The sequence below is a fragment of the Pseudomonas sp. SIMBA_067 genome (assembly GCF_046534675.1).
GTDB classification, from domain to species: Bacteria; Pseudomonadota; Gammaproteobacteria; order Pseudomonadales; family Pseudomonadaceae; genus Aquipseudomonas; species Aquipseudomonas putida.
Window position 1 is genome coordinate 140,146 of record NZ_JAWRYH010000007.1, and the last position, 16,956, is coordinate 157,101.

16 protein-coding genes and 1 pseudogene are annotated in these 16,956 nt (G+C 61.0%); 11 read left to right on the forward strand and 6 right to left on the reverse strand.

Translation table 11 applies throughout. The features are described from left to right. Positions 1-218 precede the first annotated feature (218 nt). Positions 219-1,643, forward strand: a complete 1,425-nt coding sequence (locus SB765_RS16910) for a PLP-dependent aminotransferase family protein (protein WP_341798242.1) — start codon at positions 219-221, stop codon at positions 1,641-1,643. Positions 1,644-1,774: 131 nt separating this feature from the next. Here the strand turns inward: SB765_RS16910 and SB765_RS16915 are convergent. After that, positions 1,775-2,617, reverse strand: a pseudogene (locus SB765_RS16915) (IS5 family transposase). 311 nt (positions 2,618-2,928) lie between these two features. Here SB765_RS16915 and SB765_RS16920 point away from each other — a divergent pair. Genes SB765_RS16920 through SB765_RS16930 form a run of 3 tightly spaced genes read left to right on the forward strand, consistent with a single transcriptional unit; the run spans position 2,929 to position 4,937 of the window. Continuing rightward, entirely contained in the window at positions 2,929-3,414 is a 486-nt protein-coding gene (locus SB765_RS16920) for a hypothetical protein (protein WP_410931643.1), read from the forward strand. Positions 3,415-3,426: 12 nt separating this feature from the next. Next, entirely contained in the window at positions 3,427-4,665 is a 1,239-nt protein-coding gene (locus SB765_RS16925; protein WP_410931644.1) for an S-type pyocin domain-containing protein, read from the forward strand. After that, entirely contained in the window at positions 4,662-4,937 is a 276-nt protein-coding gene (locus tag SB765_RS16930; RefSeq protein ID WP_063427003.1) for a hypothetical protein, read from the forward strand. The genes SB765_RS16925 and SB765_RS16930 overlap by 4 nt, the downstream gene beginning before the upstream one ends. Positions 4,938-5,069: 132 nt before the next feature. Here the strand turns inward: SB765_RS16930 and SB765_RS16935 are convergent, their stop codons facing one another. Next, positions 5,070-6,311 (reverse strand): Zn-dependent hydrolase, encoded by a 1,242-nt coding sequence (locus tag SB765_RS16935; RefSeq protein WP_410911233.1) that lies wholly within the window; start codon positions 6,309-6,311, stop codon positions 5,070-5,072. Positions 6,312-6,342: 31 nt separating this feature from the next. Next, positions 6,343-7,647 (reverse strand): MFS transporter, encoded by a 1,305-nt coding sequence (locus SB765_RS16940; protein ID WP_049275511.1) that lies wholly within the window; start codon positions 7,645-7,647, stop codon positions 6,343-6,345. A 270-nt stretch (positions 7,648-7,917) separates the two neighbouring features. On the opposite strand from SB765_RS16940, the gene SB765_RS16945 reads away from it, so the two are divergent. Continuing rightward, the gene (locus tag SB765_RS16945; RefSeq protein WP_341798238.1) at positions 7,918-8,826 is read left to right on the forward strand and encodes a LysR family transcriptional regulator; all 909 of its coding nucleotides are present in this window, start codon (positions 7,918-7,920) and stop codon (positions 8,824-8,826) included. 42 nt (positions 8,827-8,868) lie between these two features. Here SB765_RS16945 and SB765_RS16950 read toward each other — a convergent pair whose 3' ends face one another. Continuing rightward, entirely contained in the window at positions 8,869-9,114 is a 246-nt protein-coding gene (locus tag SB765_RS16950) for a type II toxin-antitoxin system Phd/YefM family antitoxin (RefSeq protein WP_341798237.1), read from the reverse strand. 233 nt (positions 9,115-9,347) lie between these two features. Here SB765_RS16950 and SB765_RS16955 point away from each other — a divergent pair, with 233 nt between their 5' ends. Together SB765_RS16955 and SB765_RS16960 are read left to right on the forward strand one after the other, a co-directional pair. After that, entirely contained in the window at positions 9,348-9,890 is a 543-nt protein-coding gene (locus SB765_RS16955) for a WYL domain-containing protein (RefSeq protein WP_341798236.1), read from the forward strand. Between the two features lie 96 nt (positions 9,891-9,986). Further along, complete coding sequence (locus SB765_RS16960) at positions 9,987-10,922, forward strand: cyclase family protein (protein ID WP_341798235.1); 936 nt, start codon at positions 9,987-9,989, stop codon at positions 10,920-10,922. A 52-nt stretch (positions 10,923-10,974) separates the two neighbouring features. On the opposite strand, the gene nfsB is transcribed toward SB765_RS16960, so the two are convergent. Continuing rightward, on the reverse strand, positions 10,975-11,628 hold the full coding sequence (gene nfsB, locus SB765_RS16965) for an oxygen-insensitive NAD(P)H nitroreductase (RefSeq protein ID WP_341798234.1): 654 nt from the start codon (positions 11,626-11,628) through the stop codon (positions 10,975-10,977). Positions 11,629-11,732: 104 nt separating this feature from the next. Between nfsB and SB765_RS16970 the strand changes: the two genes are divergently transcribed. The 3 genes from SB765_RS16970 to SB765_RS16980 are packed head-to-tail and all read left to right on the forward strand — an operon-like array spanning position 11,733 to position 14,170. Then, positions 11,733-12,656 carry a LysR family transcriptional regulator gene (locus SB765_RS16970; protein ID WP_016486010.1) on the forward strand — a complete coding sequence of 308 codons (924 nt, stop codon included), beginning with the start codon at positions 11,733-11,735 and terminating at the stop codon, positions 12,654-12,656. Between the two features lie 48 nt (positions 12,657-12,704). Further along, the gene (locus SB765_RS16975) at positions 12,705-13,535 is read left to right on the forward strand and encodes an AraC family ligand binding domain-containing protein (RefSeq protein ID WP_410911236.1); all 831 of its coding nucleotides are present in this window, start codon (positions 12,705-12,707) and stop codon (positions 13,533-13,535) included. A gap of 50 nt (positions 13,536-13,585) precedes the next feature. After that, on the forward strand, positions 13,586-14,170 hold the full coding sequence (locus tag SB765_RS16980; RefSeq protein WP_410911237.1) for a LysE family translocator: 585 nt from the start codon (positions 13,586-13,588) through the stop codon (positions 14,168-14,170). Positions 14,171-14,216: 46 nt separating this feature from the next. On the opposite strand, the gene SB765_RS16985 is transcribed toward SB765_RS16980, so the two are convergent. Further along, positions 14,217-15,416: a sugar transporter gene (locus SB765_RS16985; protein ID WP_341798230.1), complete on the reverse strand. Its 1,200-nt coding sequence runs from the start codon at positions 15,414-15,416 to the stop codon at positions 14,217-14,219. A 204-nt stretch (positions 15,417-15,620) separates the two neighbouring features. Here SB765_RS16985 and SB765_RS16990 point away from each other — a divergent pair, with 204 nt between their 5' ends. After that, complete coding sequence (locus SB765_RS16990; protein WP_410931645.1) at positions 15,621-16,937, forward strand: hypothetical protein; 1,317 nt, start codon at positions 15,621-15,623, stop codon at positions 16,935-16,937. The last annotated feature ends 19 nt before the right edge of the window (positions 16,938-16,956 follow it).

Here is a 16,956-nt window from a genome sequence, read left to right on the forward strand (position 1 = left end):
AACACACGCAGGCCCTCCATGGCGGCCTGCTGACGCGCCCCAGGACGACTGCCTGGAGCGAACTGAACATGCTTTATGTGGCGATATCCGACACCTAATGTAAAAATGTCCGACGCAGAGAGCCATGCACAGTGGCATGAATCTCGCACTGCACTGTACAGGTCGCCCTTGCAGTACACCCTGCAGACGCCAGGCGATACGCACCCTGAAGGCCCCGAATGTTCGAATTACATCCAGACTCCTCCACCCCGCTGGTCAACCAGATCATCGACGGGTTGCGCGAGTTGATCGACAACCAGACCCTGAAGCCGGGCGCCAAGGTGCCGTCTATCCGCGCCTTTGCCGCGAGCTATTCGGTGAGTACTTTCACCGTGGTCGAGGCCTATGATCGCCTGGTCGCCCAGGGGCTGCTGGTGAGCCGTGGCAATGCGGGGTTCTTCGTCAACCGTGCGGCGGGCGAACTACTGGAACGGCACAATACCGAGGCCGACGCCAGTCGACCAACGTTCAACTCCGAGTGGTACCTGCAGCAGATCTTCGAGATCCGCCAGTTGCCCTACAAACCGGGGTGCGGCTGGCTGCCTAACGACTGGATGTACGAAGAAGGCCTGCGTCGGGGGCTGCGCCAGGTGGCGGGTAGCCCGCTGGAACTGTCGGGCTACGGCGACCCCATGGGCCTGATGGAGCTGCGTTCGCTGACTGCGCAGAATCTGCAGCAAGAGCTTTCCATCGTCGCCAACCCGGCGCAGCTGATGCTCACCCACGGCGCCAGCCAGGCCCTGGATCTGGCCGCACGCACCCTGGTGCGCCCAGGCGATGTGGTGCTGGTGGACGACCCCGGCTACCCCAACCTGATGAGCATCCTGCGTACCCAGGGCGCGACGCTGGTCGGCGTGCCACGCACCCCGGCCGGCTACGACCTGAACCAGCTGGAACAATTGCTCACCCACCACCGCCCGACGGCGTTCTTCACCCAGCCGCACCTGCACAGCCCGACCTGCTCACGCACACCGCTGCCGCAGTTGCATCGCCTGCTGCAGCTGGCCAGCCAGCACGGCTTCCGCCTGGTGGAGAACAACCTGTACGCCGACATGGTCGCCGAGCCGCAGCCATGCCTGGCCAGCCTCGACCACCTGCAGCAGGTGGTGTACGTGGGCAGCTACTCCAAGAGCATCTCGCCCAATGTGCGGGTCGGCTACATGCTGGCCAACCCGGAGCTGATGCAGAAACTGCTGCACCTGAAAATGCGCTCAGGCCTGACCACCTCGCAGGTGATGGAGCGTGTGGTGTACGCCGCGATCATCGACGGCCGCTGGCGCAAGCACCTCAAGCGCCTGCGCCAGCGGCTGGCCGAAGCGCATCAGGAAGTTGGCCGGCATCTGCATCGATTGGGCTTCGAGCTGTTCACCGAATCGGATGAAGGCATGTACATCTGGACCCGCCACCCGGCGATTCCGGACAGCGCTGCGTTGCTGGATGATGCGCTGGAGAAAGGCATCATGCTTGGGCCTGGGCAGTTGTTCATGGTCGATGCCAAAGCGACCGGGTGGATGCGCTTCAATGTGGCGTTCAGCACGGACCCGGCGATGTGGGAGTTGCTGGAGAAGGTGTTCGTCAAGCATGTGCGACGGGGTGGGATGTAGTTCGCCACGACATTTTCAGGGTCTGTGAGATCGAGCGCCGCCCGCGCGGCGCTCGATCTCACAGACCCTGAAGACGTCGTGGCATGCACTTATAAGCTCCATCACCCTCTTCACGCTTGCTCCTCTCGCCCCTAGGCTCTGTACCGCAAACACCGCATGGAGCAAGCCAGTGAGACCATGGCGGCATAACTTTTCGCGAGCTTGTCGAAGCGGGTCACGATCCGGCGGTTCTCTTTCAGCCAGCTGAACATGCGCTCGATGATGTTGCGCTGTCGGTATTTTGGCCGGTCAAACAGTCTTGGTAAGCCAGGCTTGGGCTTGCGCTTCATCGAGCGCAGCTGGATGACGGGTTGCATTCGATATTGGTCGCAGTAGCGGCGTAGCGCTTCGGCGTCGTAGCCCTTGTCGGCGAGCAGCCATTTGCAGCGCTTGCGCGGGCGGCCACGTTGGCTCGATGCAATGCTGACCTTGTCCAATAGTGGTTGTGCGTAGCTGATGTCACTGGCTTGACCGCCGGAGAGGAGAAAGCGCAGCGGTGTTCCGTTGGCGTCGCAGAGCATGTGGATTTTGGTTGTCAGACCACCGCGACTGCGGCCTAGAGCATGATCGGCAGGCTCGTCAGGCCCCCTTTTTTCCCGGCGCCAGATGAGGCTCGGGTTGCGCGTACTGCGGTTGAGTCGATCATCCAGGTTTGCAGATCGATCAAGCCCTGCTCATTCAGTCGCAGGTGCAGACGTTTGAGCATTTGCTCGAAAGTCTTGGTTTCGCCAGCCCCGAAACCGTTGATACACCGTTGACCATGGGCCGAAGCGCTCTGGCATATCTCGCCATGCAGCACCTGAGCAGAGCACCCACAGCACGCCATCGAGCATCAGCCGGTCGCTCAGTCGGGGCCGGCCTCGGCCATGGGTTTCGATGAAGAGATCGGAGACCACATCCCAGGCCTCGTCCGTGAGTTCGTAGCGCCTTACCATCACAGAATTCCTTTCCGTTAATGGCGCGTGACTCTACAAAATCTCAGCGCTAGAGGAGCGACGATTTGGTTTCTCGGGATTTCGTACAGAGCCTAAGTATCCCTGGCACTTGGCGCTCTGGCATAACACTTCTTCTTAATTTTGTTGATCACACAGTTCAAACCCGCTCTTGCCCCAGTCACTTTCCTGTACCTGCGCCTCGTAGCTACAGGCTCTAACGCGCCCGGCAGCCCTGAATCAATTCCATCTGCAGCCTCTACTACAAGCTCTCCAATACTTCCCGTCTCAAATCCGCCTCACTGGAAATAGACGTGACCTCTCGAAAAACGTTAACGAGCGCTGAACTGCAAAAAATATACTCAGCCGAACCTTTCAGCTATGACTTAGAAAATATCCTTTCATGGGACAGCCCATGCACACTGCCTATAGTACCGCCCAACATAGCCTCGCTATCGACAGAAGCGCTTCGTATCAACGCAGCACGCATTGCAATGAATCTAATAAAGGAAATCGAGGCCACCCGCCCAGCCGACACCCCTGGACTGGAAACGTATTTAACCAAAAACTATTTAAGCATAAAGCATTTACACCCAGACCTGACAAACCATGACTATGCCAAAAAGAAATTCCTCCTCTTTCTTTATAATGAAATCGACAAAAAAATACCTCACTCGCTCAATAGATATATGGCAACACACCTCTATACCACAAGCATCGATGACATAGCCCTGAATGTTGAAAACATTGCAAACGAATTAGTCGAGGACGGACAGAATTTCTATTGGCTTGAGGAATAACTGTATTATTTAATGAGTGCCGCTACCGCCGCGCAAATTGAAATAGTGCTACGACGCTGCCTTGAGAAAATCCGAAATGAATTCGAAGAGTTCCACCCTGAAGCAATAAAAACATTACGAGAAAACCACTCCAGAGACACCAGCAGCAAATCCATCACCTTAAGCCTTAACACCACAATTCAACTGAGCTCAACACTAACCCCACTATCAACAACCGAAAGCCTGCAAAGCGCCCTCCTGGGCGGAATACAGACCCTCAAAAGGCTTGGCCTTACTGCCACCCCAGTTTTCAGACTGGGTATTGGGGTATTTTTTTATTCAGCAGAACTAGGCAACGCAGATTTGTACCATGAATCAGCCCTGAGCATGCCTGCTGAACTACTCATTCCTGAGCTACCTGACAACATTCATGACATCGCGCTTAAACATGGGACTTTCGAATCCCCGTTCCGGATTCATGCCAATCTCGACACGTATACACTTACGGATAAAGCAAATGCTACCCATGCGGAAAAAGAGGTACCCGTACGCCCTCTGATAATGGACAAAGAAAGCAATAGCTACACATCGATCCCATCGAGTGACTTCCCAATCAGGCTTAGTTTTCCCATTCACACCGAAAGTGGATCATCAACTACAACCCCCAGTATCCCGATACCCTCTGATCCCTATGAAGGTGTTAACCTCAGACGAGCATGGACAGAAGCGACACCACTCCCTGCCCATGAGCCACCAAATTACAAAGACTGCATCTACTGCTTCCCGCCAGAGTCTGGCCTACCGCCACTGTACGTAGTTTTCAATTCTCCCTATCCCGGCGCTACAACCATAGGGATTTACAGCGGACGTCCCTATAACCCGGAAAAAGCCGGGGGAGCAATCGAACGACTGGATTGGAGAGAGGCCCGGATCACAGCAGACGGCGTCGAGTTAGTCAAACTACACGTGAGTCGCTTTCTACCTTCGGATGCAAACAAAGTCATGATCGATAGACTTGAGAAAATCCTACAGGGCACCCTACAAACAACCGACATCGACAAGCGATTTTTCACACATGAAATAAGGGAGCTTGAGCGCTTCCGCGCCCTTGGCATTGCTGATAAAATTTTACCAACTGATCGTGGCGAGGCTTGGAACAATACTCACGCGGCCACTTTAGAAGACTATCAGCTTGGATCAGATGCCGCGCTATTGTATACAACGGAAGCTCTAGAAGCAGATACAATCCAACTTGAGCGGGAAAATCCATGAACACGATCCACGACGTAGTTAAAAACGAATCCCCTACGGATGTGATTTTATTTCTCACCAGAGGTACTGGCATATCCCACCCGCACATAGACAGGCTTTATACCCAGAACAATTGGATTCACCTAGGTGACTGCATGGCCCTCATCGAACTGACCAGAAAAATGACGAGCGACGGCTTGATTGAACAAAAAGCCGGCGGATATGTGAAAGGTCCAAAATGGAGTGCACCAAAATTCATGCTCGAGAATAAGTACACTTTTAATCAAAGTTGACAGCCTAAGTCGAATTCTAGCGTTGCGGACTTATTCACAAATACAGTTGCTCATTGCCCCTACCAAAAACTCGAAAACCGCAGTTCAGGGGCGGCAGCTACACCACAGCTGCCGCCCCTAAAGCTGCACACATCAGTCATCTCCCTGTTTGAGACACCCCGCCCGTGCCAGCACAGCGTTCAGCAGTACATCAGCGCCCTGTCGGGCATCATCAGGCAGCACGTCCTCAGCCTCGTTGTGGCTCAGTCCACCGACGCAGGGGATGAACACCATCGCCGTCGGGCAGTATCGCGCCAACAGGATGGCATCGTGACCCGCCCCGCTGACAATCGATTGCTGCGCATAACCAAGGCCGTCCACCGCTTGCTGCACGGCAGCCACGCAGTCGGCATCGAACGGGGTCGCCGGGCTCACCCAGTGGCGCTCGATACGCACCTGCAGGCCGCGCTGGCTGGCGATGGCTTGCAGCTTCAGGGTCAGCTCGCGCTCCATGGCTTCGATGGCGTCGTCGCGGGGGTGGCGCAGGTCGACCGTGAACTGCAGCAGGCCGGGAATGGTGTTGCGCGAGGACTTGGCAATAGACAGCTCACCTACGGTGGTCAGGCCTTCGGGGGCAAAGTCTGCTGCGAGTTGTTCGACCGACTGGATCATCCGCGCGGTGCCATACAGCGCATCCTTGCGCAGCGGCATCGGCGTGGTGCCGGCGTGTGCTGCCATGCCCTCTACCGTCACGTCCAGCCAGCGGATGGCCTGGCCACCACTGACCACGCCAATGGCCTTGGCGTTGTCTTCAAGGATCGGACCTTGTTCAATATGCGCCTCGAAATAGGCATCCACCTCGCCGCCCAGCGGGCGTTGGCCGGCGTACCCGGTGCGGTGCAGTTCGTCGGCGACGCTGATGCCATCGGCATCGCGGATGGCCAGCGCCTCGGCCAGTGGGAGGCTGCCGGTGAACACCGCCGAGCCGAACATGGCCGGGGTGAAGCGCGCACCCTCCTCGTTGGTCCAGACGGCAATTTCCAGCGGCTTGCGGGTGTGGATGTCCAGGTCGTTCAGGCGGCGCACCACCTCCAGGCCGGCCAGCACGCCATAGACGCCATCGAAACGGCCCCCTTCGGGCTGGGTGTCGAGGTGGCTGCCCATCATGACCGGGGCGGCATGCGGATCACTGCCGGCACGGCGGGCGAACAGGTTGCCGATGGCATCTACCGACAGGCTAAGGCCCGCTTCGCGGCACCAGTGGCTGAACAGTTCACGGCCGGCTTTGTCCTCGTCGCTGAGGGCCAGTCGGCAGCTGCCGCCGCGGGCGGTGGCGCCGACTTCGGCCATGGCCATCAGGCTCGCCCACAGGCGTTCGCCATTGCTTTTCAACATATGCGGGTACTCCAGGATAATTGGGGTTCGATCAGGCCAGTTCCAGGCGCTGGCTACGGGCGTACTGGCGCGCCAAGGCGAGCACGCAAACCAGCGAAATGGTGGCGATCAGGGTGTAGAAGGCTGCCATCGGCCACCATTGGCCGCTGAAGGTATGGGCCAGCCAGGTGCCAATCAGCGGGGTCAGGCCGCCAGCAATCGCGCCGCAGATCTGATAGGCCAGGGAAATGGCGGTGTAGCGCACGCGGGTTGCGAACATGCCGCTGACATAGCCGGCAATCACCGCGTAGAAGGAGGCCATGCAGGCTGCGGCCAGTGCGATGCCTAACACGATCAACGGGCCCTGGCCCGAGCTGACCAGCACGAACATCGGGTAGGGCGAGGCCATCGCCAGCAGCGCGACCAGCGCCAGGAAGCGCGTCGCGCCGACCTTTTCCGACAGCCACGCTGCCAGCGGCTGCACACAGAGCTGGATGATCGCCACAAAGAACAGGCATTCAAGGATCAACGAGCGCTCCAGGTGCAACTGCTGGGTGGTGTAGCTGATCATGAAAGTGTTGGTGAAATAGACCCCGGCAATGCCCAGGGTGTTGGCGCCGATGCACAGCAACAGCGGGCGCCAGGCGGTGCGCAGCACTTCAAACACTGGCGCCTGCTCCTTGCGCCGGGCCTTTTGCGCCTGCTCGCGGCTGGCGATGAACTCGGGCGACTCATTCACCCCCAGGCGAATCGCCAGGCCCACCAGCAACAACAACGCGCTGGCCAGGAACGGCACGCGCCAGCCCCAGCTCATCAGCTCGTCTTCAGGCAGGCGGGTAACCGCGCCAAAGGCCAGCAGCGACAGAATCAGGCCAGCCGGGCTGCCCAGCTGGGCGAACGAGGCGAAAAAATTGCGCCGGCCCTTGGGCGCATGCTCACCCGCCATCAATACCGCCCCGCCCCACTCGCCGCCCACGGCAATGCCCTGAACGATGCGCAGCAGGATCAACAGCACCGGCGCAGTGGCGCCGATCTGCGCGTAAGTCGGCAGCAGGCCGATGCACACGGTAACGATACCCATCATCAGCAGGGTGATGACCAGCGACTTCTTGCGACCGATTCGGTCGCCCACGTGGCCGAAGACGATGCCGCCCAGCGGCCGGGCGAAGAAGCCCACGGCGAAGGTGCCGAACGCGGCCATGGTGCTGAACAGGCTGTCGTCAGAGGGGAAGAACAAGGCACCGAACACCAGGGCGGCGGCGGTGGCGTAGATGTAGAAGTCGTACCACTCGATCATGGTACCGATGAACGCGGCGGCGGCTGCACGGCGCGGCTGGGCGGAAGCGGTAGGGTTCATGGGGGCTCCTTTGCTTGTTGTTCTGGCAGGAGTTGCTGGTCACAGTGGCGCTCTCATGGCGCTTGGCCTGCTGGTTCGGTGCTGGCTTCTTCGCGGGGTCGCACCCTGTCTGCGACAGTGCAGTACCTGTGGGAGGGGGCAAGCCCGCGAAGAAGCCGCCGCCGACGCACCAGGCTTCAATGCATGCGATTTATCGGCCCGGGGCTATGATTAGTCAATTTTCTATTTATTATTCGAACTATTAGCCACGCTTATCATCGAGTCCCCGCCATGTCTGACCGCCTGCTCAACGACCGCCTCGACTGGAACCTGCTGCGCACCTTCCGGGTCATCGGCCAGGAGCTGTCCATCAGCCGCGCCGCCGCCCGCCTGCACCTCACTCAACCGGCGGTAAGCCAGGCGCTCAAGCGCCTTGAAGAGCAGCTCGGCCGCCAGCTCATTGCCCGCCGTGGGCCGCGCTTCGTGCTGACAGAAATGGGCGAGCAGCTGTTCCAGCTGGCCGGCGAGGTGTATGGGCAAATGTCGCAGATCGGCGGATTGCTGGAGCAACCGGCAGACGAAGTGGTGGGCAAAGTGCGCCTGCTGATGATCAGCCGCATCGTCAGCGAACGCTTCGACAACTTCCTCGCCGACTTCCACCGCCAGCGCCCGCGAGTGGAACTGGAAATCGACGTGATGCGCAGCTCCGACATCGTCGCTGCCCTGCAGGAAAAAACCGCCACGGCGGGCCTTAGCCTCACCCGGCGTGCACAGCCACGGTTGGAGCAACGGCTGTTCCTGCGCCAGCGCTATGCGTTTTTCTGTGGCAAGCACCATGCCCTGTTCGGCCAGGCCGAAGGCGACTTGCAACGGGAGAATTTCGTCAGTTTCACCAGCGACCAGATTGGCGGCATGTTGTCGCCGCTGACCATTTTCCGTGACCTGCAAGGGTTTGCCGGGCGGATCGTGGCCTCATCGCCAAGCCTTGAGGAGGTACGCCGGCTGGTGATAGCCGGGTTTGGCATCGGCTGCCTGCCGGAGCATGTGGTGGCACCGGATGTCGAAGCGGGGTTGCTGTGGAAGCTGCCGCCGCAGGAAGGGATTGCCGATGTGGATATTCACCTGTTGTGGAACAGGGAACAGCGGTTCAGCCGGGCGGAAGAGGTGTTTATCGAGGCGTTGCAGCGTGTCATAACCTAGCGCTTCTGAGCGGCTCCATAGACCTCGCGCGCTCGCGCTTGCTTATAGGTCATCCAGAGACACCGGTACGCCTTTTTCACCCAGCCTGGTCTTGGCCAATTCACTCAATTCGAGATCTTCCAGGCGCTTCATCATGGATTCGTACAGTTTGGCCGGAACCATGTAACCCATCACACGATTGTGGTTAAGCACGGCAACAGGCATGCCAGCGGCCCCGGCCATTACAGCAGATGGGTTCTTTTTCAGTTCCGATACGCTTACGGTCACACTTGCAAAGATTTTTTGCATTATTCCGCCTCGAATCAAGACCAGATTTTGGTCCATATATAGGACGTAAACAAGCCTACGTTCTTGGTTCAGCCCTGCGGGTCGACGGCGGCGTGGTCGACAGCCTCGCTATCTGAATTCAACTGGAGGCATTCGGGGAAAACTTGGATCCCATTCTATGAGAGGGTATGCTGCGCAATAGCTATACGCCACTATCCAGGCAGGTTTGACGCCTGCCTTCAAGGACGAAGCCTTTGCCCAGCCACCCTACCCGCCACACCATTGCCCGCCAGTGGCAGCTGCTCAAGTTGCTGCCCGGCCGCCACCCCGGGATGAGTTCTACCCAGTTGCAGGCCGCCCTGACAATCGTGGGCCATACCACCAGCAAACGCACCGTCGAACGCGACCTGGTCGAGCTCGCCGCGTTGTTCCCGTTGCAGTGCAACAGTAAAGGCATGCCGTATGGTTGGTACTGGCAACCAGGCCTGAGCCTGGGCGAAGCGCAGCAGCTGCAACCCGACATGCTTACGCCCCCGGCCCAGGTTGAACTGCATGCCTGGGTTGATGACGCGCTGGCCATGCGCCTGGAGCAATCACCCCTGTCAGCAGACATGCAACTGACGCCGCAAGCGAGCGGCGGCGCCACGCTGGTGGCCACTGTTGACGACAACCGGGCGCTGATGGGCTGGCTGCTGTCCCAAGCAGGTTCTATCCGCATCCAGGCCCCGCAGGCACTGCGCGTGGCCATGCTCGAACAGTTGCGCCAGAGCCTGGCGCTGCACGAGGGTAGTTATTGACCGGCAGGCAAAAGTCATTGTCCCGCGGGCCGCTTTTTCCCCAAGCCTGCCCTGCGCAGAATTCGCTCCTGACAACGCATCCTTCAGGAGCACTCGATGACATGCTTTAAGCCCTTGCTACTGGCCGTCGCCCTGGCGACCACTGCCCAGGCCACTTTGGCCGCCGACTGGCAGACCTCGCCCTACGGCAAACAGGATGAAATCGGCGCGGCCAACCTGCTCACCCCGGACGTGGTCAAGCAGGCTGTCGACCTGGTCAAGGCCGGCAAGACCTACCCCCTGGCCGTGCCCGTGAGCAAGGACTTGCCGGCATTCCGCCACCGCAGCTTCCACCTTTACAACATCCAGCCCGGCGAACAGGCGGGCCAGACCCTGGGCCGCAACAAGTTCAGCTTAAACGATGAACTGGTCAACGGCTGGACCGGCGTCGGCACCCAGCTCAACGGCATCGGCCATATCGGCATAGACAACGTCTACTACAACGGCAACAAGGCGGCCGACTTCGTCACCGTCGAAGGCGTGACAAGGCTGGGCGTGGAGAAAGTACCGCCCATGGTTACTCGTGGTGTGGTGCTGGACATGACGGCCTACTATGGCAAGGCCATCGTCCCGGGCGGCACTGCGTTTACCGTCGCTGACATCAAGGCCGTGCTGAAGAAACAAGGCATTACCCTGCGCAAGGGTGATGTGGTGCTGTTCAATACCGGTTGGCTGGAGCTGATCGGCAAGGACAACCAGCAATTCCTTGCCACCGAGCCAGGCATCGACCTGCCGGCGGCCGAATGGCTGGCGGACCAGGGTATCGTCGCCTTTGGTGGCGATACCTGGGCCTCCGAGGTCTACCCGAACCCGAGCGGCGAAGAGTTCCCGGTCAACCAGTTCATGCTGGCCAAACGGGGTATCTACAACCTGGAACTGATCGACACGCGTGCGTTGGTGCAAGACAAGGCGTTCGAGTTCCTGTTCGTGCTGGGGCAGCCGCTGTACAAGGGCTCGACCCAAGTGAACATCAACCCGGTGGCCATTCACTGATCGCCGGACTGGCTGGCTTTCGAAATGGGGGCCGCTTGCGGCCCCTGCAATCTCAGAGGAAGGTAAACACTTGCGAAGCCGGCAACCGTGACTTGTTCAGCCCGGCGTTGAAGTCCGATTCACTGCGATAACCCAGGCTGAGGATCACCACGCTGGTAAAGCCACGCTCACGCAAGCCCAGCTCGGCATCGAGGATCTTGCTGTCGAAGCCTTCGATCGGCGTTGCATCCAGACCATGTGCCGCGGCCCCCAACAAGGCCGTGCCCAACGCCAGGTAAGTCTGCTTTTCCATCCAGTGCTGCGCGTCTTTATGGTCGTAGCGATGCAGGTTCACGTAGTGACGGCGGCTCTGGTTCTGCCCGGCACGCGCCTGTTCGTCACGGAAACGGCCATCGGCAGCCTCTTGATCAAGCACCGCATTCAGGTGCGCTTCGGTCATTTCTGTGCGGGTGCAGAACACGATCACGTGCGAGGCATCGAGCAGCTTCGGCGTGTTGTAGGCGTAACCCTCAGTCGTGCTTTTTGCCAGGCGGGCCTTGCCTTCGGCCGTATCGGCGACAATGAAGTGCCAAGGCTGAGAGTTGACCGAAGACGGGCTGTGGCGCAATTGTTCGAGCAGGGCATCGACAGTGGCCTGGGGAATGCGGCGCGAGGCATCGTAGGCTTTGGTGGTGTAGCGGCGCTTGGCCAGCGAGACGGTATCCATGCAACGACTCCGTGAATGAACAGTGGATTTGTCGCGTATCTTATCTTTCCCGCAGAAAAGAAAAACCGGCACAATGCAGCAACACTTTCATCCCTGGAGTGAAAATTCTGCGCATTGCCGACCTCGAACTGTTTGCCCGCAGCAGCGTGCTGGGCAGCTTCACTGCCGCCGCCCATGAAGCCGGCCTGCTGCCGGGCCAGGTGGCCGCAGCAATCAAGCGCCTGGAGCGCGACCTGGATGTACGCCTGTTCGCCCGCACCACTCGCAGCCTGCGCCTGACCGCCGAGGGCGAGCGCTACCTGCCCACCGCGCTGAATGTGCTGGAGAGCTTGCGCCAGGGCCATGAAGACCTGCATGGCAACCCCAATACCCTGCGCGGCACCCTGCAGGTGTCGGCACCTTCCGACATGGGCCGCAACATGTTGCTGCCCTGGCTCAGCGCCTTCCGCCGCGAGCACCCGGCATTGCAACTGCGCTTCTTCCTGTCCGACCAGATTGCCGACCTCAACCGCGACCCGGTGGATGTGGCCATCCGCTATGGCCTGAACCAGGATGCCAACTACATCGCTCTGCCATTGGCCGACTGGAACCGCAGAGTGCTGGTCGCATCGCCCGACTACCTGGCCCGCCACGGCCGCCCGCTCAGCCCCGACGCCCTTCAGCAACATGCCTGCCTGCTGTACATGCAGCACAACCGGGTATACGACAAGTGGCAGCTGGGCAACCGTACCGTGCAGGTGCGCGGGCCGCTGGTCAGTGACGATGCCGACGTCATCCGTCGCCTGGCCATTCAAGGCGAAGGCATCGTCTACAAGTCGTGGCTGGATGTCAGCGCCAACATTGCGGCCGGTGAACTGGAAATCGTCCTGCCCGAACTGCTCGGCGAACCTACCCCGGTCACCTTGGTATGCCCGCATCGCAAGCAGCTCACACCTGCGGTTTCGCAATTGCACCTGTGGCTGCGCGAGCGCTTCGAGGCCCTGCGTGATCGGGCACTGACCAACGGCTGCACAATCGTTCCAGACTGAGCCGAGGGGTTGCGCTAAGGTAGCCATTTAAGCCAACGGCACACGTTCATGAGCAACTGGATCGACCTCAAGCAAGACGCCGATAGCGGCATCGAGTCGGTCCGTGCGCATTTTGTCGGGCATGCCTACGACCCGCACTGGCACGACAGCTTCCTGGTCGGCGTGACCGAACAGGGCGTGCAGCAGTTCAATTGCCGCCGGGTGCGCCACCGCAGCACGCCGGGGCAAGTTTTCTTGCTCGAACCTGGCGACATACACGATGGCCTGGCGCCCACCGAAGAAGGCTTTACCTATTCGACGCTGTACCTGGCGCCCGATTGGCTCGACCAACAGCTGCGGGCGCTGTTCGAGCACGCACCGGGCGACAGCCTGCCCAGCTTCGCCGACACTCTGTGCCACGACGAACACCTCGCCCGGGCCACCGCCCTCGCCTTCCAGTCCGTGCACGACCAGGACTTACGCATCGTCCGGCAAACGGCCATGGACGACCTGCTTGCCTGCCTGACCCGCCACATGCACTGGCGCCGACGCATCAACCCCGACCCACGCCTGCCGCTTACCGCCCAGCGCGCACGGGATTTCCTGCACGCCAACCTGGAGCGCGACATCGGCCTGGAAGACCTGGCCCAGGCCTGCGGCATCGACCGCTTTCGCCTTACCCGTGCATTCAAGGCCGCATTCGGCATTGCACCGCATGCCTACCTGATCCAGCTGCGCCTGGCCCGGGCGCGGCGCCTGCTCGCCCTGGGCCAGACGCCTGCCGAAGTGGCCGTAGCCTTGGGCTTCGCCGACCAGAGCCACCTGGGGCGCTGGTTCCGTCGGGCCTACCGGCTGACCCCTGCCGACTACCGCAGGCGCTGCTCAAACCTTCCAGACTGATCGCCTGCGGGCAGCGAGCATGGTGCTTCGAATTTCCGGAGCCATGAACCATGTCGCAGTCGTTGTTGCCCTTCATTCTGTTCGCCCTGGTGTCCAGCATCAGCCCGGGGCCGACCAACCTGTTGATCCTGGCCCATGGCGCGCGCGCGGGTTTGCGCGCGAGCCTGGCGCCAATCGTGGCGGCCTGTGGCGCAGCGGCGGCGATCGTGTTGATGGTGGGTCTGGGGCTGGGTGAACTGCTGCTGCGTCACCCCTTGGCCCAACAGGTGATGAGTTGGGCGGGAGTGTTGTGGCTAAGCTGGCTGGCGTGGAAGATGCTGCGCAGTACCGCCGCACCGCTGCAAGCGGCCACGGCGCAAGGGTTCAGTGCTTTGAGCGCCGCAGCGTTGCAGGTGGTGAACCCCAAAGTATGGTTGATGGCCGTGGCGGTGGTCGGGGTGTTTGCCGCGCCTTCGTTGCCGGTGTGGCAGTTGGCACTGGTGTTTTTACTCATAGCCCTGCCGTGCATGGCAGCGTGGGCAGTGCTGGGGGTGGGCAGCGCCCGCTGGTTGCAGGCACCGCGCCGGTTGCAGCTGTTCAACCAGGTGTTGGCGGCGGTGCTGTTGATTTCTGCCTGGGCTGCCGTACTGGCTTGAACGCCAAGCAGGTGTCCCACACGTCTACGGGGGGAGCGGCCTTGGGTCAGTGTGTCAGCGCCTCGCGGAAGCGCCGCGTGCTGGCAACAGCCAGTACCAGCCCGACCAACGCCACGCTACCGCCCACCAGGCCGATATCGGCCACGTCCATCTGGCTGCTGACGATACTGCCCAGCAGTGCACCGCCACCAATCCCGATGTTGTAGATACCCGAGAACAGCGCCATGGCCACATCGGTGGCATCGGATGCCAGCTTCAACGTCTTGGACTGCAGCGACAGGCTGAAGCTGAGGATCGCCACACCCCAGAACATGCTCAGCACCGCAAACGCATAGAAGTTGCCCGACAGCGGCAACATCAGCAACAGGCACGCGGCGAGCAAGCCGATCGAGCCGACCAGGAAACCATGCGGGAAACGGTCGCTGTAGCGGCTGAACAGCAGCGAGCCGAATACCCCGGCACCGCCAAACAGCAACAACAACAGCGTGGTGCGCTCACCGCCAATCTGCGCCACGTGCAGTGCAAAAGGCTCAATGTAGCTATAGGCGGTGAACTGAGCGGTTATCACCAGCGTCACCAGCAGGTAGGTAATCACCAGCGCCGGGCGCTTGAACAGGATTGGCAGGCTGCGCAACGAGCCCGAGTTCTGGCTGGGCAGCAGCGGCAGCGACTTCATCAGGCACAGCATGGTGGCCAGCGCGACCCCGGCAATGCTGAGGAAGGTCACGCGCCAACCCAACGCCTCACCCACCACGCGCCCCAGCGGAATGCCCAAAACCATTGCCAGGGTGGTGCCGGTAGCCAGCAGGCCCAGCGCCTTGGCCTGCTGGCCAGGTGGCGCCACGCGCACTGCCAGCGAGGCGGTAATGGCCCAGAACACCGCATGCGACAGGGCAATACCGATACGGCTGACCAGCAACATGGCAAAGCTCTGCGACAGCCACGACAGCAAGTGGCTGACGATGAACACCAGGAACACGAACAACAGCAGGCGCCGCCGTTCGATATTGCGGGTCAGCAGCATCATCGGCAGCGAGGCCAGCGCCACCACCCAGGCATAGATGGTCAGCATCAGCCCCACCTGGGCGGTGCTCATGTCGAAGCTGCGGCCAATGTCGCTGAGCAGCGCCACCGGGACAAACTCGGTGGTGTTGAAGATGAAGGCCGCCAGGGCCAGGGCAATGACGCTCAGCCAACTGCCGCTGCCCGCCGTGGGCGGCGTGTGGGTGGGTATGGGTCCGTTCATGGGTGGAAAACGCTTCTCCGCAGACAAGGCAACAGTTCGCACGCCAGCCACCCGCTTGCAGGGGGCCGACGTACGCGCTGTTATTGATAGGAATGCACGGCATGGTACGCGTCAACCCGGGGCCTCACAACCGCAAGGCAGGCAGAAGGAGTACCATGCGCGCTTTGTGTGAAACGCGCGTGCAACAAGGAGCCCGATCCGCTCATGGACAAGCAGCACCCCCAGCAGCAGTGGCAGCAGGCAGTCATTGCCTATGCCCAGGCCGTCAACGACTACGTCGCGCAGGGCCGTGCGCAAGGCTGGGACAATCTTGAAGAGCCACAGGCGCCCGCCACCGGGCACCTGCTGGACGCCTGGCTGGCAGCCCTGCAGGCAGCCAATCACCCTGGCGCCAACGAACAACAGCGTCGAGCCTTCCGTGAGGCCTGGCCACCTGCGCACCACCCTCTGGTACCGTTGCTCGAAGACCACGGCCAAGGCATCAGCAATGTCCTGCTGCTGGAGGATGGCAGCCTGCTGGCACGCATCGGCATGCCGTACGACAAGGGCCAGGTGGTGCGTATCGGCCACCAAGGGGTAACCCCGGTCATCGGTATCGAACACTTTGGCCGCTGCCCGGCCCGTCGCTACTTCGCCCTGGCCAACGCCGAAGGCGTGCGTGTGACCGATGGCTGGGGCGGCCCACACGTGCAGCGCCTGGCCTGGCCCACGGGGCTGGAGGGGTTGCCGCCAGGTTACCCGTTCGAGCCGTTCGACCTGCCGCCCACCCCGACCGCGCTGATCCCCTTCCCGGATGGCCAGCGCGTGCTGCTGGTGAGTGCCGAAGGTATCTTCGTGCTGTCCACCCAGGGTGCGACTCGCCTGCTGCCGCAGCAGGCACGCGTGCTCGATGAGCTGGCCGAAGGCACCGACCCGGACGACATCAGCCTGGGGCTGAGCATGGAGCATGGCGCGGTGTCGGCGGATGGCCGGCTGATCGTGGTGGGTGAGCAAGGCAGCCGGCACCTGGTACTGGACGCGCAACTCAGGCCGCTGGCGGACATCGGCCCTGGCAGCGAGTACCCGCACTTTGCGTTGTTCAACCGCACCGGTAACCATCTGGCCCTCAATGCCTGTCATTTCTACAGCGGCGCCACGCTGGGGGTAAACGTCGCCGATTTGCCGGGGCTGGAGACCGACTACTACAGCCAGGACCCACGTACCCCACTGCTGCAGGATGGCGCACGGGTATACGCCGGGGTGGCGCGCGAGGGCGAGTACATTGTGGGTGATGCCTATGGCTACCTGCGGGCGTTTGGCGAGGACGGTACGGAGCACTGGCAGCATTACCTGGGCTCCACCATCAGTGCGATGGATATCAGCGCCGACGGGCAAACGCTGGTGGCGGCTAGCCACGCGGGGGTGGTGTCGGTGATTGCGCTGGATAGCGGGCGGCCTGAATGGCAGATCGGCACCGGGGCACATGGCGAGGTGCGGCGGTGGTTGTTCTGGCGGGGGTGGGACAAGGCATTGGTCTGGTAACAGAACCAGGATTTTTTGC

Bases quoted from the DNA above. Each gene is read 5' to 3' on its own strand.
- SB765_RS16935 (WP_410911233.1), bottom strand. From the start codon at position 6,311: ATGTTGAAAAGCAATGGCGAACGCCTGTGGGCGAGCCTGATGGCCATG.
- nfsB (WP_341798234.1), bottom strand. From the start codon at position 11,628: ATGGATACCGTCTCGCTGGCCAAGCGCCGCTACACCACCAAAGCCTAC.
- SB765_RS16940 (WP_049275511.1), bottom strand. From the start codon at position 7,647: ATGAACCCTACCGCTTCCGCCCAGCCGCGCCGTGCAGCCGCCGCCGCG.
- SB765_RS16945 (WP_341798238.1), top strand. From the start codon at position 7,918: ATGTCTGACCGCCTGCTCAACGACCGCCTCGACTGGAACCTGCTGCGC.
- SB765_RS16960 (WP_341798235.1), top strand. From the start codon at position 9,987: ATGACATGCTTTAAGCCCTTGCTACTGGCCGTCGCCCTGGCGACCACT.
- SB765_RS16950 (WP_341798237.1), bottom strand. From the start codon at position 9,114: ATGCAAAAAATCTTTGCAAGTGTGACCGTAAGCGTATCGGAACTGAAA.
- SB765_RS16990 (WP_410931645.1), top strand. From the start codon at position 15,621: ATGGACAAGCAGCACCCCCAGCAGCAGTGGCAGCAGGCAGTCATTGCC.
- SB765_RS16980 (WP_410911237.1), top strand. From the start codon at position 13,586: ATGTCGCAGTCGTTGTTGCCCTTCATTCTGTTCGCCCTGGTGTCCAGC.
- SB765_RS16930 (WP_063427003.1), top strand. From the start codon at position 4,662: ATGAACACGATCCACGACGTAGTTAAAAACGAATCCCCTACGGATGTG.
- SB765_RS16985 (WP_341798230.1), bottom strand. From the start codon at position 15,416: ATGAACGGACCCATACCCACCCACACGCCGCCCACGGCGGGCAGCGGC.
- SB765_RS16975 (WP_410911236.1), top strand. From the start codon at position 12,705: ATGAGCAACTGGATCGACCTCAAGCAAGACGCCGATAGCGGCATCGAG.
- SB765_RS16925 (WP_410931644.1), top strand. From the start codon at position 3,427: ATGAGTGCCGCTACCGCCGCGCAAATTGAAATAGTGCTACGACGCTGC.
- SB765_RS16910 (WP_341798242.1), top strand. From the start codon at position 219: ATGTTCGAATTACATCCAGACTCCTCCACCCCGCTGGTCAACCAGATC.